The sequence below is a fragment of the Tsukamurella pseudospumae genome, assembly GCF_001575195.1.
GTDB lineage: Bacteria > Actinomycetota > Actinomycetes > Mycobacteriales > Mycobacteriaceae > Tsukamurella > Tsukamurella pseudospumae.
On record NZ_LSRF01000055.1, the window covers coordinates 12,418 to 28,267 of the forward strand.

Annotated in this window: 12 protein-coding genes and 1 tRNA gene; 6 read left to right on the plus strand and 7 right to left on the minus strand. The window is 69.9% G+C overall.

What is annotated here, in order from left to right:
- The first annotated feature begins 132 nt into the window (after window positions 1-132).
- The 3 genes from AXK60_RS13920 to AXK60_RS13930 all read left to right on the plus strand — a co-directional run bounded on the left by AXK60_RS13920 (window position 133) and on the right by AXK60_RS13930 (window position 5,949).
- Window positions 133-3,684, plus strand: coding sequence for a tRNA-guanine transglycosylase (locus AXK60_RS13920; RefSeq protein ID WP_068571731.1), 3,552 nt, complete (start codon window positions 133-135; stop codon window positions 3,682-3,684).
- Between the two features lie 581 nt (window positions 3,685-4,265).
- Window positions 4,266-4,589, plus strand: a complete 324-nt coding sequence (locus tag AXK60_RS13925; protein WP_068571732.1) for a transglycosylase family protein — start codon at window positions 4,266-4,268, stop codon at window positions 4,587-4,589.
- Window positions 4,590-4,710: 121 nt separating this feature from the next.
- Window positions 4,711-5,949 (plus strand): MFS transporter, encoded by a 1,239-nt coding sequence (locus AXK60_RS13930; RefSeq protein WP_068571879.1) that lies wholly within the window; start codon window positions 4,711-4,713, stop codon window positions 5,947-5,949.
- On the opposite strand, the gene AXK60_RS13935 is transcribed toward AXK60_RS13930, so the two are convergent.
- On the minus strand, window positions 5,912-6,388 hold the full coding sequence (locus AXK60_RS13935) for a GNAT family N-acetyltransferase (RefSeq protein WP_068571733.1): 477 nt from the start codon (window positions 6,386-6,388) through the stop codon (window positions 5,912-5,914). The genes AXK60_RS13930 and AXK60_RS13935 overlap by 38 nt on opposite strands.
- Window positions 6,389-6,474: 86 nt before the next feature.
- Window positions 6,475-7,428 carry a sulfite exporter TauE/SafE family protein gene (locus tag AXK60_RS13940; RefSeq protein ID WP_068571734.1) on the minus strand — a complete coding sequence of 318 codons (954 nt, stop codon included), beginning with the start codon at window positions 7,426-7,428 and terminating at the stop codon, window positions 6,475-6,477.
- Between the two features lie 211 nt (window positions 7,429-7,639).
- On the opposite strand from AXK60_RS13940, the gene AXK60_RS13945 reads away from it, so the two are divergent.
- Window positions 7,640-8,026, plus strand: a complete 387-nt coding sequence (locus AXK60_RS13945; RefSeq protein ID WP_068571735.1) for a DUF3060 domain-containing protein — start codon at window positions 7,640-7,642, stop codon at window positions 8,024-8,026.
- A gap of 19 nt (window positions 8,027-8,045) precedes the next feature.
- Here the strand turns inward: AXK60_RS13945 and AXK60_RS13950 are convergent, their stop codons facing one another.
- A complete protein-coding gene (locus AXK60_RS13950) occupies window positions 8,046-9,284 on the minus strand; it encodes an adenylate/guanylate cyclase domain-containing protein (RefSeq protein ID WP_244881110.1) in 1,239 nt (412 codons plus the stop codon).
- Between the two features lie 95 nt (window positions 9,285-9,379).
- Here AXK60_RS13950 and AXK60_RS13955 point away from each other — a divergent pair, with 95 nt between their 5' ends.
- Window positions 9,380-10,273 carry an LLM class flavin-dependent oxidoreductase gene (locus AXK60_RS13955; RefSeq protein ID WP_068571736.1) on the plus strand — a complete coding sequence of 298 codons (894 nt, stop codon included), beginning with the start codon at window positions 9,380-9,382 and terminating at the stop codon, window positions 10,271-10,273.
- Here AXK60_RS13955 and AXK60_RS13960 read toward each other — a convergent pair whose 3' ends face one another.
- From AXK60_RS13960 to AXK60_RS13970, 3 genes are all read right to left on the minus strand, one after another.
- Window positions 10,274-10,840 (minus strand): sugar O-acetyltransferase, encoded by a 567-nt coding sequence (locus AXK60_RS13960; protein WP_082778035.1) that lies wholly within the window; start codon window positions 10,838-10,840, stop codon window positions 10,274-10,276.
- Window positions 10,841-10,920: 80 nt separating this feature from the next.
- Window positions 10,921-10,994: transfer RNA gene (locus AXK60_RS13965), tRNA-Met, on the minus strand.
- 112 nt (window positions 10,995-11,106) lie between these two features.
- Window positions 11,107-14,076 carry a UPF0182 family membrane protein gene (locus AXK60_RS13970; protein ID WP_068571737.1) on the minus strand — a complete coding sequence of 990 codons (2,970 nt, stop codon included), beginning with the start codon at window positions 14,074-14,076 and terminating at the stop codon, window positions 11,107-11,109.
- Between the two features lie 90 nt (window positions 14,077-14,166).
- Between AXK60_RS13970 and AXK60_RS13975 the strand changes: the two genes are divergently transcribed.
- A complete protein-coding gene (locus AXK60_RS13975) occupies window positions 14,167-14,766 on the plus strand; it encodes a PPA1309 family protein (RefSeq protein ID WP_068571885.1) in 600 nt (199 codons plus the stop codon).
- A 34-nt stretch (window positions 14,767-14,800) separates the two neighbouring features.
- Here the strand turns inward: AXK60_RS13975 and AXK60_RS13980 are convergent, their stop codons facing one another.
- Complete coding sequence (locus tag AXK60_RS13980; RefSeq protein WP_068571738.1) at window positions 14,801-15,844, minus strand: YlbL family protein; 1,044 nt, start codon at window positions 15,842-15,844, stop codon at window positions 14,801-14,803.
- Window positions 15,845-15,850: the final 6 nt, after the last annotated feature.

Here is a 15,850-nt window from a genome sequence, read left to right on the forward strand (position 1 = left end):
GAGGCGCGACTACGACTTTCGTAGGGGGTGCCTCGCGACCCCGTACGACCATCGTCTACCGATCGGACATCGGTCGTCCCCAACACCTTTCGCAGACTATCGCGCGAGCGGGGCGATAGCCAGACTGGACGCATGGCATCGCTTCTCTACAAGGTCGGACGGTTCTGCTACCGGAAATGGTGGCTCGTCCTCGTGCTCTGGATCGTCGCGTTCCTCGCGATCGGGGCGGCGGGGTCGTCGCTGTCCAAGCCCTTCAAGGACGACTTCAACATTCCGGGCAGTCGCGCTGTCGAGGCGCAGAACGTGCTGCAGGAGAAGTTCCCGGAGACCGCGGGCACGCAGGCCCCCAGCGCCACCGTCGTGCTGCAGTCGACCAACGGGGAGCGGCTGGATCGGGGCGGCAACGCCGCCGCTGTCGAGGCGGTCGTCGCGAAGCTGCGCGCCGTACCGCAGCTGACCGCCGCCGAGAAGGCGGCGATCGGCAACCCGACCGCCGGCCCGGCCGCGGCCGAGAGCCTCAGCAGCGACGGAAGAGTGGCGCAGATCCACTTCTCCTTCAGCGCCGTGAAGGAGGTCTCGGAGGAGTCGAAGGAGGCGGTCGCCGCGGCGAAGCAGGCCGGCAGGGACGCGGGCCTGACCGTCGAGAGCGCGGGCGCCGCCAACGAGACCGAGACCGAGCCACCGGCGGAGCTCATCGGCATCGCGGTGGCGGTGATCGTCATGATCATCACCTTTGCCGCGCTGCTGGCCGCCCTGATGCCGTTGGGCGCGGCCCTGATCGGAATCGGCCTCTCGTCGTCGATCATCGCGATCGGCACCTCCTTCCTCACGCTCGGTACGTCCACCACCGGCCTGTCGATGATGATCGGCCTCGCGGTGGGTATCGACTACTCGCTGTTCGTGATCTCGCGCTACCGGCAGGAACTCACCAACACCGGCGACCGCTCGCACGCGGCGGGGCTCGCGGTCGGCACGGCGGGCAGCGCGGTCGTCTTCGCCGGCGCCACGGTGATCATCGCGCTCTGCGGCCTGTCGCTGACCGGAATGTCCTTCCTCACGCAGATGGGCCTCGGCGCCGCCGTCACCGTCGCACTCGCGGTGCTCGTGGCGCTGACGGTGCTCCCCGCCCTGCTGGGCCTGTTCAAGTCGACGGTGTTCAAGCCCCGCCTGCCGCTCCTGTGGACACCCGACCAGACGCACCGTCGCCCGCTGGGGCAGCGCATCGGCGACCTGCTGACGAGCAAGCCTTTGCCCTTCCTCGTGGGCGCGGTCTCGATCCTGGCCGTGTCCGCCATCCCGATCGGCAAGCTGGAGCTCGGCCTGGACTTCGCCGCACCGTCGGACAAGGCGGCCGTGCAGATCCAGAGCGAGGCGTTCGGTGCCGGCAAGTCCTCCCCGCTCGTCGCGGTCGTCGACACCCGGGGCAAGGGCGATCTCGCCGCGGCCACCAAGCGGTTCGCCGAGGAGGTGCGTGCTCTGCCCGGGATCGCGCACGACGGGGTGATAGGGCCGGTGCCCAACGCGGCCGGGGATGCGGCGCAGTTCGTCATCGTTCCCGAATCGGGCCCGTCCACGGCGCAGACAGCCACGCTGCTCGACGAGGTCCGGGACCGGGCCGACGCAGTAGGGCGGGCCACGTCGACCTATGTCGGGATCGGCGGCGCCGCGGCGATCAACGCGGACTTCTCCGAAGCACTGACCTCGAAGCTGCCCCTCTACCTGATCGTCGTGGTGGGGCTGGCGATCCTCTTGCTGATGATCGTCTTCCGGTCCGTGATCGTCCCGGTGATCGCCGCGCTCGGCTTCCTGCTCTCGATCGCCGCCACGTTCGGCGTCACCGTCGGGTTCTTCCAGGACGGGTGGCTCGGGTGGATCGCGCCCGAGGAGCGCGGGCCGATCCTGGTGTTCATGCCGATCTTCCTGATCGGCATCGTGTTCGGGCTCGCCATGGACTATCAGGTGTTCCTCGTCAGCCGCATGCGCGAGGAACACCACCACGGCGCCCCCGCGCTGGAGGCGATCCGCATCGGGTACCGCTCGGGGGCGCGGGTGGTGACCGCGGCGGCGATCATCATGATCTCCGTGTTCGCGGGCTTCACCCTGTCATCGATGACCTTCCTCAAGCTGATGGGCTTCTCCATGGCCGCGGCGATCGTGTTCGACGCCTTCCTGGTTCGGATGATCATCATGCCCACGGCCATGGCGGTCCTCGGGGAACGGGCCTGGTGGATGCCCCGCTGGCTCGACAAGGCGCTGCCGCGCATCGACGTCGAGGGCGACGGGCTCCGCGCGAGGTCGACACAGGGAGCGCTGCCGGATCAGCCGACGACCGATCCCGTTCCCGCCGTTCGGGCCCCGCTGACGCAGCTCGCACCTCCGCAGCGGACCGTACGGACGACGGCGCCGGCGCCCACGCCCGCACCGATGCGGATCCCGACGCCGCGCACCGTCGCACGTGGGACCGCGGAACTCTCCGAGCTCCGGGCGAGCAACCGCGCGCTCGTGGCCGAGCTGTCCGAGTTGCGATCGGACTACCGCTCCATCTCCGCCCACACCCGGCTGCGGGCCGAATCCATCACCGACCCGGTGCGATTCGAGATCGACGGCCGCATGGGCGACGCGCGGGCCGGCACCCTCCGCACCGCACACGGCACTATCGCGACCCCCGCGTTCGTTCCAGCCGCGCCGCTCGGCGCCGTCCCCGGCATCGCGCCGGCGACCGCCGGCGAAGCCGGAGTCCGTGCGGTCACCGTCGACGGATCACGGATGCGACTGCGCCCCGGGGCCGAACTGATCGAAGAGGCCGGCGGACTCGCCGCCTTCAGCGGATGGACCGTGCCTGTGTTCGTCGACGTCTCGGCACCTTCGTCGGACCCGGCGGACGCGATCGCGGCGGCGCACCGCCTGGGCGGCGCGATCGTGTTCGCACCGGTCGATCCGGGCGCAGCGCGACGCGCCCTCGCCGAACACAACTGGCTCACCGCGCTGCGCCGCGACGGAATGTCGCTGTGGGTGGGCGTTTCCGCCGGGCCGGGGCACTCCCGCATCGCGGTCCGGGAGGTCCTCGCCCGCCACGAGGAGGACGTCCTGTCGGGCGGGTTGGGGTTCGGCGGCTTTCGCATCGTCGACCTCGCGCCCGAACCGGGCGACGCACTGGGCGCGCTGCTCGCAGAGCTCGGCGACGCCCGGCCCCGTGTGCTCGCCGCGGCGCGCGGCCCCGAACAACTGCTGCACGCCGTCGACACGGGGGTCGATCTGGTGGAATCGACCGCGGCGCAGGACCTCGCAGCGCAGGGCGTCGCGCTGACCGCACGCGGCCCGATCGAGATCTCGTCCCCGCGATTCCGATCGGACCTTCGGGTCCTCGACCCGGAGGCCTCCGGCGAGGCCCCGGGCGCGGCATCGGATGCGGGCTGGATCCGGGCGTACGTGCACCACCTCTACCGGACCGACGCACCGTCGGCGGTGGCGATCACGACGCGGCACAACGTCCGGTTCCTCACCGACCTGGCCGCCGGTGCCCGGGCGGCGATCCTCGACGGCACGTTCACGCGGTTCCGGGACGGATTCCTCGAGCGGTACTGCTCCGGAGACCCGGCGCCCGGGATCACCGTCGACCGGCCCGGACCGATCGACGAGCCCGCGCGCCCCCTCGACGAGGACGTGGTGAGGACGACGCCGTAGGCGGCGTACGACAGGGTTCGGAACAGCGGCGGCGGTGACGGTCGGGAGGCCCGCACCGCCGTCGCGGCCGTACCGCACGAGTCCCGGGACAGCGCCCGAGCGCGGGTGCGTACACCGTTCCGTGACCTCGGATTCACGTGATCGGGACCACAATCGACCTGTGATTGCGGTCACTTTTCGCAGGTCATTGCCTATGCAAGCTATTGCTAGCGTTTCCCGCCATGACCTGGACTTACCGTCTTCACAGGCTACCGTGACCGAAGCGTTATCAAACCGCGACCGTCCCGAGGCGGGGGTGACACCGGCCCGATAGCGCCCTAGTGTTCATCTCGACCCGGTCACCGGGAACAAAACTGAATCCGCGAACCACCGCGTATGTGTGGGCCCGCCGCCGAAACGAGAGACTCTTCCTCGGGCGCCGGACGGCTTCCAGAGTGACGCACCACGTCGCCGAAGCCGGTTGAGCGATCTTCCTCAGCCCACTGCCGTGCCCGACAGAGAAGGCACGGTCCATGTCTTTCCCCGACACCTCCGCCCCAATCGGGCTGTGTCCTGGCATGCGCAACGGCGAAAGGAACCCCTTGAAGAACATCCGTAAGACCCTGGGCATGATGGCCGTCACCGGCGCGATCGTCGCCGCTCCCGTTGCCTTCGGCACCGGTGCTGCGAACGCCGGCAGCGTCAACTGGGACGCCATCGCCGCCTGCGAGTCGGGTGGCAACTGGAGCACCAACACCGGCAACGGCTACTACGGCGGGCTGCAGTTCAGCCAGTCCACCTGGAACGCCAACGGCGGCAGCGGCAGCCCGCACAACGCGTCGCGTGCCGAGCAGATCCGCGTGGCCGAGAACGTTCTCGCCTCGCAGGGCATCGGCGCGTGGCCGAGCTGCGGCGGCCGCGGCTAAGCTCGCACCCCGCTGTCATACGAACGCCTGTGGCGGTCGATCCCTCGTGGATCGGCCGCCACAGGCGTTCGCGGGTCCGGTCACCGCCGCCGCACACCGCGCGGTCTGCCAGAATCACGGGGTGTCAGTGCGCGTGCTCGTCCTCCTGACGGGCCTGTACTTCGCCCAGGGCCTGCCCTTCGGCTTCTTCACGCAGGCGATCCCGGTCCTGCTCCGGGACGCCGGCCTGTCACTGACCGCGATCAGCCTCACGTCCTTCCTCTACCTGCCCTGGGGCATCAAGTTCCTCTGGGCGCCCGCCGTCGACCGGATCGGTACCCGACGGCAATGGCTGCTCGCGACCCAGCTCGGGTCCGCCGGCGTCGCCTTCGCCCTCGCCGCCACCGACCTCGCCGGATCCCTGCGCTGGCTGTTCGTCGCGATCGCGGCGATCAACCTGCTCTCCGCGACCCAGGACATCGCGACCGACGGCCTGACGGTGCGCCTGCTCGGCCCCCGCGAGCGCGGCCTCGGCAACGGCATCCAGACCGGCGCGTACCGCCTCGGCATGATCGCCGGCGGCGGCGGACTGCTCTGGATCTACGCGGACGGCGGCTGGCGGGTCCTCCTGCTCACCCTGGGCGGCCTGATCCTGCTGTGCACGGTCCCCGTCGCGTTCCTGGCTCGCGAGACACCGCCCGACGGTCCGCCGTCCACCGCCCTGCCCGGGCCTCCAGGAGGACTGAGCACCGCCTGGTGGCACCGTCTGCGCCGTCCCGGGGTGATCGCGCTGATCGCGCTCCTGGCGGCCTACAAGTTCGGCAACGCGATGGTCTCCGCGATCGCGGGCCCCTTCCTGCACGACACGGGTCTGAACCTCAAGGAGATCGCACTGGTGAGCGGCGCGCTCAGCTCGGCCGGCGCGCTGGTCGGCTCGGCCCTCGGCGGCTGGTGGGCGTTCCGCTACGGGCGGCGCGCCGCACTGATCGGCGGCGGTGTGTCGCAGACCGTCGCGATCGGGTTGTACGTCGCGGCGGCGATCGGCCTGGGCGGTTTCCCGATGGTCGTGGCCGCGAACCTCACCGAGCACGTCTTCGGCGGCGCCGCGACCGTGGCGCTGTTCACGCTCATGATGGACGCCAGCGAGCACGAGCACGCGGGCGCCGATTACACACTCCTGGCCTGCGCGGTGGTGGCCGCACAAGGAGCGGCCGGCTTCGCCGGCGGGGTGTCCGGCGATCTCCTGGGCTATGCGGCGACCTTCGGGATCGGCATGGCGCTGTCCGGCATCGGCTGCTGGGTGTTCGTCCGGGCCCTGGATCGGGGCAGCGGGCCTCGGTCACTCACAACCTGGTCGCGGAATCCGGCTCCCACACCATGAGTTCATCCGCCGCCCGGAAACCGTTGCGGTGGAACAGTCCGGCGGCCATGTCACTCGGTGCGACCACGAGGCGGCGGTAGCCGCGCGTGCGCGCCTCCTGCTGTACCGCGTCGATCAGCGCGCGGCCGTATCCCTCCCGCCGCACCGCCGGGAACACGAACAGATGGCCGACATAGCCCCAGGAACTGGAATCGGCACCGGGCGTGGGCATCCGCCGGTACTCGTGCAACGAGATCATGCCCGAGACGCCGCCGCCCGTGAGCGAGTACTCACCCGCGAGGAACACCGTGCGACGGTCGTACTCCCACCACTCGCGGATCCGGTCCGTGAGGGTGTCGTCGTCGGGCACCGGCCCCTCCCCCGACGTGGCCGACCATGCGGTCCGCAGTGCCGCGACACGCGACGCGTCTCGCGCGGGGTCACCGATCCACACGTCCATGCGCCCACCGTACGGACATGTCGGGATGCACGTGTGGAGGACTGTTCCCGCTGAGTGGGAACAATCCTCCACACGATGATCGAAGATCAGGCCGGCACGGGCGCCTTCGCATCCTCGCCGGCGCTCGCATTCCGAGCGGCGAGCTCGCCGATGGAATCAGCGGACTCGAGCACGGAGTCACGCCGGTACTGCACGAAGGAGTAGACGAAGGCCGCGATCCAGCCCGCCACGATGACGATGTACACCGCACACTGCACGCCGGGGTCCAGGGCCAGCGCGCTCTTGCCCATCAGGGTCCGGGCGTTGGTGAGCACGATGAGACCGCCCACCGAGGCGCCGAGCAGCCGCGGCGGGAAGTGCCGCACCAGCCACGCCGCGATCGGTGCGGCGATCACGCCGCCGAGCAGGATCGCGCCGGCGTAGCCGAAGTTCACGCCCTCGCCGCCGAGGTTGGCCAGGAAGCCGAGCGAGGCGGCGAGGGCGACGAGGAACTCGCTGGTATCGATCGTGCCGACCACCTTGCGGGGCTCCATCCGGCCCGACGCCAGCAGCGCCGGCGTCCCGACGGGGCCCCACCCGCCGCCTCCAGTGGCGTCGACGAAACCGCCGAACAGGCCCAGCGGCGCGAGGAACCGCGACTTGAGGGGCTTGCCGAGGTTCTTGGTGTCGATGCCGCGGAAGGTGAAGCGCAGCAGCACGTACAGACCGAGCAGGAGCAGGATCACGGCCATCAGCGGCTTGGCGATCTCCGTCGACAGGTTGGACAGCACCGTCGCCCCGGCGAACGCACCGATCGCGCCCGGAACGCCGATGCGCCGCACCACCTTCCAGTCGACATTGCCGAACCGCCAGTGCGAGGCGCCGGACACCGCGCTGGTACCGATCTCGGCGAGGTGGATCGTCGCGCTGATCGCGGCGGGCGAGAGCGTCGTGAGAGCGACGAGGAAGGTCGTCGCGGTGACGCCGAAGGCCATGCCGAGACTCCCGTCGACGAGCTGACCGAGCAGCCCGACGAAGGCGACGATGACGAGGGTGGGCATGGGAGGTCTCCTGTGGGCCTGGCGGACGGGCTTACTCGTCCGGGTGTGACAGGTCACTCTGCCGCCGCCGGGCATTCGGCGGAACGGTCCCACTCACGATGATCGCAATGGCGACCGGGCGGTGAACGGGACCTGAGCGCGAATCCGCGGCCGACTGTGCCTGATATCGTCCGATTCGTTCCTTTACACCGTTGCAGAAAGTCGACCGATCATGCGCGCCCTGACCCGAATCGCCCTCGCCACCACTGCGCTCGCCGCCGCCACCGTCACCGCCACCCCGATGGCCTCCGCCGCGATCGAGCTCAACGGACACGACCAGGTCCGCACCCTGGCGTGCAACGACGATGTGAAGCTCATCGGATCGGACAACTCGATCGTGTTCACGTCGAACTGCAAGCGGGTCGAGGTCAGCGGCCACGACAACACCCTCACCTTCCGCGATGTGACGAGCCTGAAGCTGATCGGCAGCGGCAACTCGATCAAGCTGGGATCGGCTTCGTCCGTCGAGGTGAGCGGTCACGACAACACGATCACCTGCACCGGCGCCCGCAAGCCCACCGTGAAGTCGATCGGCGCGGACAACTCGTACCAGTGCTGACGCCGCGAGCGCGGGGCCGCTAGCGCCTGTCGCTCCGCTCGCCGAGGAGGAACCACGTCGTCTGGTCCGGCTTGCCCTTGACCGCGATGACGCCGCGTTCCTCGAACACGAACTCCCCCGCGAGACGCTCGTGGACGGACGCCGTGACCTGTATCCGGCCGACCGCTCCGGTCGACTCCATCCGGGACGCGACGTTGACCGCGTCGCCCCAGACGTCGAAGAAGAACTTCTTCGACCCGACGATCCCGGCCACGACGGGACCGTCGGCGAGCCCGATCCGCAGCGGCGTCGCCCTGCCGTCGGCGTTCGGCACGCCGGCCGCAGTGCCCTGCAGCGCCATCGCGAACCGGGCGAGCTCCTGGAGATGGTCGGGGCGCGGCACGGGGACCCCGCTGACCACCATGTAGGAGTCGCCCGTGGTCTTGATCTTCTCGAGCCCGTGCCGCTCCACGAGCGCGTCGAGTGCCGTGTAGAGCCTGTCGAGGTACCGCACCACGTCCGCCGGCGTGGTGTGACTGGACATTTCCGTGAACCCGGCGATGTCGGCGAACAGCACCGACGCGTCGTCGTAGGAGTCGGCGACCTCCGCGTGGTCCGGTTGCTTGAGCCGCTCGGCGACGGAGCGCGGCAGGATGTTGTTCAGGAGCGCGTCGGACCGGCTCAGCTCCTCGGCGAGCGCCGTCTCCGCGCGCTCGATCTGGAACAGGCCGGAGCCGACGATCGCCACCGCCAGACACGCGGCCACGATCACGTTGACGACGAATCCGGTGACCGCGAACCACTGCGGCACGAGGCCCGTGTCGTCGGGCACGGTGAAGTGCAGGTAGATCACGGCGCCGAGGCACACGACCACGACCACGGCACAGGCGACGAGCCGCCGCACACCCACGATCATCGGGATCCCCACCGCCATGACCAGGTAGTAGTACAGCAGTCCGACGCCCTCGCCGAGGAGCGTGCACAGGCTCCAGAGCGTGACCACGGCGACGACGAAGAAGCACGTCGGGGGCGCCCACGGCCCGAAGCGGCGCAGGGCCGGGACGACGGCCAGCGCCGCGCCGGAGACGAGGTTGACGAGCGACACCTCGTGCGGACCGCCGAAGGCGGATCCGACCACGGCGAACCCGAAGCTCACCACCGCGGCGGAGTATGCGGCGATCGACACCAGACGGAGACCGCGGCGGTCCCGCTCGGAGATCGTCCGCTCGTCGGATCCGCCCGCGGCGCACCACGCCCGGAACTCAGCGCTGGCCGGCACACGCCGAGCGTAGCCAGGTCGAGCCGCCCACGGCGTCGATCCGTGCGGATGGCCGTAGCGCCGCCGAGCCCGCTGCCGGCGCCTACGCTCGCGGCATGGACTACTTGCGACCGGTCGAGTTCGGACTCTTCGTCACCCCGTCCGCCGCGGCGCTGGACAACTGCTTCGCTCTGGCCGATCTCGCCGACGGCAGGGTCGAGTTCCTCGGCGTCCAGGACCACCCGTATCAGAAGGCGTTCGTCGACACCTTCACGCTGATCGGCGCGCTGCTCGACCGCACGGAGGAGGTCCGTGTCTTCCCCGACGTGGCCAACCTCCCGCTGCGCCCGCCCGCCGTCATGGCGCAGGCAGCGGCGACGCTGGATCTGCTGTCCGACGGCCCGTTCGAGCTCGGTCTCGGGGCCGGCGCGTTCTGGCCCGCGATCGCGGCGATGGACGGGCCGGAACGCACGCCCGGCGAGGCCGCCGGCGCGCTCAAGGACGCCGTCGAGGTGATCCGGCTGATGTGGTCCGGCGAGCGGTCCGTGCGCTTCCCCGGCGAGCACTACCGCCTCGACGGGGTGCACCCCGGTCCGCGCCCCGCCCACGACATCGGCATCTGGTTGGGGGTGGGCGGCCCGAAGCTGCTGCGGTACCTGGGCGGCCACGCGGACGGGTGGGCACCGTCGAACTCCTTCTTCCCGCCCCCGGCCCTGCCGGAACGGCACGAGGCCATCGACGACGGTGCCCGCGCCGCCGGCCGGGACCCCGCGTCGATCCGGCGGATCTACAACATCTTCGGGTCGATCGACGATGCGCCGTCGGACGAGATGTTCCACGGCACCGTCGACCAGTGGACGCAGCGGCTGACCGGACTCGTCGTGGACACCGGGATGGACACCTTCGTGTTCGGTGCCGAGGACGACGACTACGAACAGTGCCGCCGCTTCGTCGAGGAGGTCGCACCACGCGTGCGGCAGCGCGTCACCGAGGCGCGCAGCGGACGGTAGTCACTCGACCGGGAGGTCTCGCACCACCCGGCACGGGTTGCCGACGGCCACAACGTGGTCCGGGACATCGCGCGTCACGACGCTGCCCGCGCCGATCACCGTGTTCCGGCCGATCGACACGCCCGGGCAGACGATGACGCCGCCGCCGAACCAGACGTTGTCGCCGATGGTGATCGGGAGTGCGGTCTCCCATCGGGCGCGCCGCGCCGCGTGGTCCTCCACCGGGTGCAGGGCGGTGAGCAGCTGGACCCTCGGGCCGATCGAGCAGTCGTCGCCGATCGAGATGGGCGCGCAGTCCATGAGGATCGCGTCGTAGTTGAGGAAGCTGTTGGCGCCGATCGTGATCTGCGCGCCGTAGTCGCACTGGAACCGCGGCATGATCCACGAACCCTCGCCGATCCCACCCAGCAGCTCCTGGAGGATCTGAGAGCGCTGCGCGTCGTCGTCCGCGGCGGTCGAATTGAATCGGTCCAGCAGCCGTCCGCACGACTTCCGCATCGCGACCAGTTCCGAGTCACTGTCCAGGTACCGCTCGCCCGCCAGCATCTTCCGGAGTTCGCCGTCCACGCCCCGACCATACCGACGACGTCGGGCGAGCCCGGGAATGCGAAAGGCCCCCGGATTTCTCCGGGGGCCTTCGACCTTTGTAGCGGGGACAGGATTTGAACCTGCGACCTCTGGGTTATGAGCCCAGCGAGCTACCGAGCTGCTCCACCCCGCGTCGGTGTGAACACAACGTTACTGGAAGGCTGTCGCGATATGCAAATCGGTTGAACGTGACGTGAGTCTCCCGGGCCGGGCGGGCACCGTCGAACCCGGCCCGGGAGCGGAGATCACTTGCCGCCCCGCGCCTTCGACTCGGCGTCCTGCAGCTTGGTGATGGCGTCACCGAGCTGCTTCATGGCCTGGCCCACGGCCACCTGGTCACCGGAGCGCTGAGCGGACAGCACCGAGCCCCAGGCATCGCCGACGGCCTTCACCGCGGCCTGGACGTCCGGGGTGTCACCACCGGGCGTCGTCGCCGTGGCGGGCGGCTGGGCGCCGTTGCCGGGCTGCGTGGGCGCGGGCACCGTCTGTCCCTGCGTGGGGCCCGAGACGCCCGTCGCGGCGGTGGCGAGCGCCGCATCGACGCCCCGGTAGCCGGCGTCGGACAGCGACGCCGCGACCGTCGTCCGGTATCCCGCGCCACCCGTGACCGGATTCAGACTGAGCACCTTGATCAGCTTCGGCGCCGTGCTCCCGCCCTGGCCCTGGGCGTACATCGGCCAGACATAGGTCAGCCCGCCGTTCGCCAGGCCGATCGCCTGCAGGTTGCCGAACTTGGGGCTCAGCGCCTGAATGTTCGCCTTATCGTTCGCCACCGACTGGGAGCCGTTGATCAGGTCGACCGCCCACACCGGGCCGGGCGTCTGCTTGCCGGGCAGCCCGCGTACGTCGCGCACTACGAGCCGGCCCGCGTCCTCGCCTTCCGACGCCACGGAGACGTAGGCCGCCATGTACGCCTGATCCTTCTGCTGCAGGATCGACGACAGCTGGAACCGCGCCGCCCCACCGCCCGGGGACGCCGCCACCGAGTAGTACGGGGACTGGAGACCGTCCTTGTCGGGCGTCTCCTTCGGTGCCGCGGCGATCTGCCACAGGTCGTTCTGCTGCCGGAAGGTGTTCGCGTCCGTGGTGTGGTACTTCTGCAGCAGGAAGCGCTGGACCTCGAACAGGTCCTGCGGGTACCGGAACTGCTGCGCGACCTCGGCGGGCACCGCGCTCTTCGGCTCGATCACCCCCGGGAAGACGCTCTTCCAGGCGTTGAGCACGGGGTCCTTCTCGTCGACCTGGTAGAGGTGGACGGACCCGTCGTAGGCGTCGACGGTGGCCTTGACCGAGTTGCGGATGTAGCCCACCTTCTCGTCCACCTGACGACGCTGGGCCTGCTGCCCCGCCACCGCCTGCTGCCTGCTGCCGGTGGCGTCCGAGAGCGAGGTCTGCTGCGCGTACGGGTACTTCGGCAGCGTGGTGTAGCCGTCGACGACCCACAGGATGCGGCCGGTGCGCGAATCGACCATGGGGTAGGTCTTGGTGTCGACGGTGAGGAACGGGGCGAGCTGCTTGACCCGGTCCCGAGGATCGCGCTGATAGATGATCTTCGAGTCGGGACCGATGTTCCCGTTGAGCAGGATGTTGCGCTCGGTGAACTTGATCGCGTACGCGAGACGCGTGAACCAGTTACCGATCCCGACGCCGCCGGCGCCCTCGTAGCGCGAGCGCTCCGAATCACTGTCGAGCTCGCGCGCATCGCCCGTGCTCCCCACGACCGAGTAGAAGTCGGGGTCGGAGCCGATGATCTCGCCGAAGTAGATGCGCGGCTGCGAGACGGTGGCCTTGCCCGCGACGCCGTTGCGGGTGATCACGGGCTGACCACCCGCATTGGCGTTGGCGACCGCGTCCTTACCGCTCTCGCTGACGACCTGGTCGACCTGTCCGGCGGGGGCGGTGAGCAGCCCGTTGCCGTGCGTGTAGACCATGTGCCGCGATGTCCAGTCCGCCGGCGTCTCGGCCGGATTCAACTCGATCGGCGCCAGGAGGACGTTGGTGAGATTGCCGCCCACGTCGTAGCGGTCGACGGACAGCTGGTCGGTGAGCTTGTAGTAGTCCTTGAGCTTGCCGAAGTTGGCGAACGCCGGCGAGACCACGTTCGGGTCGAGCAGGCGGACGTTCTGCAACGACGGTGCGTCCTTGGCCGTGAGGGTCTGCAGAGCCTCGGGGGTGACCTTCGCATCGGCGGTCTCGTACTTCGCGTTCGCGAGGCCGTACGCGTCCCGGGTGGCCGCGATGTTCCGTGCGATGTAGGGCAGTTCCTTCTCGGCGTTGGGCCCCACGGAGAAGGTCTGGATCGCGGTGGGCCAGCCGACGCCGACGACCAGCGACGAGAACAGCATGAGCACCGTCGCGATGGCGGGCACCCGCAGGTCGCGCAGGACGATGCCGAAGAAGAAGGCCGCGGCGCAGATGATCGCGATGCCCGTGAGGATCGCCTTCGCCGGGAGCATCGCGTGGATGTCGGTGTAGCTCGCGCCGGTGAACATGGGCGACCGGTTCGAGTACACGAGCGCGTACCGGTCGAACCAGTAGGCCACGGCCTTGGTCAGCAGGAACACGCCGGCGATCGCGGCGAGCTGGATCCGAGCGCCGCGCGAGAGCGAGCCGTCGCGGCCGGCGAGCCGGATCCCGCCGAACACGTAGTGCGAGACCAGGTTCGCCAGGAACATCAGGATCAGGCCCGCGAACAGGAAGCCCAGCACGAATTCGATGAAGGGCAGCGTGAACGCGTAGAAGCCGATGTCCATGCCGAACTCGGCGTCCGTGCTGCCGAAGGGCTGCCGGTTGAAGAAGAGAAGCACCTGCTGCCACGACGCCTGCCCGAAGATGCCCGCGATCAGGCCGATGAGCACCGCCGGAACGATCGCGAAGGTCTTCAGCCTGCTCGTGACGACGGCGCGGTAGCGGACCACCGGATCGTCGGTGGGCGAGGGCAGGAACGCCGGCCGCACCCGGTACGCCAGCCACATCCCGGCGAACGTGAACAGGGCGAGGATCAGGCCCGTCACCACGAACAGTCCGAGGCGCGAGAGCAGGACGGTGCGCAGCACTCCCGCGTGCCCCAGGGAGCCGAACCACAGGAACGCGGTGTACACATCCACCACGCGCGGCCCGATGAGAAGCAGAGCCAGGAGGCCCACGGCGACTGCGATGAGGATCTTTGCCCGGCGGGACAGCGAGGGGATGCCCGCGGCACGAGGTGTCGTCACGACAACCACTGTACGGATTGCCCGAGATCGGACTCGCCCGTGCTCACCGACGTGTGCAGCGACGACGCGGGGGGATGCGATCATGGGCCCGTGAGCTACGACGAGCCCGAGCAGGTCTTCGACGAGGCGGCCCTGGGCCGCGCCGCCCGCGAGGCGATCGAATTCGTGGAACCCCAGGGCTGGGGCCAGCCGCCCCAGCTGTTCGGTCTCGTCCCCACCTCCCTGCTGGCCACCAGCCAGCCGGACTGGGCCGACATCCTCGACGACGGTGCCTCGCTCACCGTGATCGAGCAGGAGCCGCTGCCCGGCGATCCGCGGGGCGGCAGCACCGAGCTGAACCACGTTCTCGCGACCACCACCTGGCCCGACGAGATCGTCGGCTGCGCGCTCGTGCAGGAGATCATCGTGCTCCCGCCCAACGCGGAGGCCGACCTCGACGGCGCCCTCGAGCCGCACCTCGCCGACGTCGATGCCGCGGACCGGGCCGGCCGCGAGGCCGCGGAGAACCACCCGGAGCGCAAGGTCGCGCGGATGGTGGCGGCGGTCCTGCGCGACGGCCACCGCATCACTCTGCTGTCCTTGCAGCCCGAGGACGCGGACGATCCCTTCGCCGATACCGAGTTGCTGCGCGCGGATCAGCTCGCGCCGGGACTCGTCCAGGGCCTGCTCGCCACCTTCGACGAGGACTAGAACGGCACCGTCGGGCACGACGGGCCGGCGCCCGTCAGCACGACGGTGCGGGGCGCCCCTCGCGCACATCGGCGAGCGCCTTGACGGCACCGTCGAGGTTCTCGACCTTGACCAGTTGCAGGCCCTTCGGCGGGTCGTTCTTGGCCTCCGAGCAGTTGCGTGCGGGCACCAGGAAGACGGAGGCACCGTCGCGCTTGGCGCCCTGGAGCTTGTGCGCGATGCCGCCGATCGGCCCGACGTCGCCGGTCGCGGTGATCTCGCCGGTTCCCGCGACGTTCCTCCCGCCCGTGAGGTCGCCGGGCTCGACGAGGTCGATGATGCCGAGCGTGAGCATGAGGCCCGCGGAGGGACCGCCGACCTGCTGCACCCCGAACCCGATGCGGATCTTCGGATCGGCGGGCACCTGCCCGACGGAAATGCCCAGCTTGGGCTTGCCGTCCGAGTCCCGCAGCACGACGGGGACCTGCGCGGTCCCGTCGGCGCGGCGCACCGCCACCGTCACCGTATCGCCCTGCTTCTTACCCGCGATGGCCTTGGCCACCTGGTCGGCAGCGGTGACGGGCGCACCGTCGACGGACTCCAGGACGTCGCCCTCGCGCATCTTGCCCTCCGACGGTCCGCCCGTGCTCAACCCGACGACGCCGATCGCCGTGGGGATCTTGAGGTAGTGCAACGCAGCGATCGTGGCCGCCGACTCGGAACCGGTGAACTGCTCGCGGTTGCCCTCCTCGATCTGCTCGCGCGTGGCGCCCGGCTGGTAGTACGCGTCGCGGGGCGCGATCTGATCGCCGGAGACCCACTTCGCGAGGGCACCGTAGAGGTTGAGGCCGTCGGTCACCGAGATGGTGGTGAACCGCAGCTGACCGGCCGGCTGGTGCACCGGCAGTCCGTCGATCGTGATGACCCTACGGGCCTGCGGCTTGCCGTCCTTGTCCTTCTCGGTGTACGTGGTCAGGGTGTCGGCCGTGTCGCCCGGGCCGACGGCCACGTAGGGCACCGTCACGACCATGGCGAGCAGCGCCAGCACCACCAGGGGCAGCAGTGCGGCGAGTACGGTCGTGATCCTGCGTTCCGTCACGGGCCA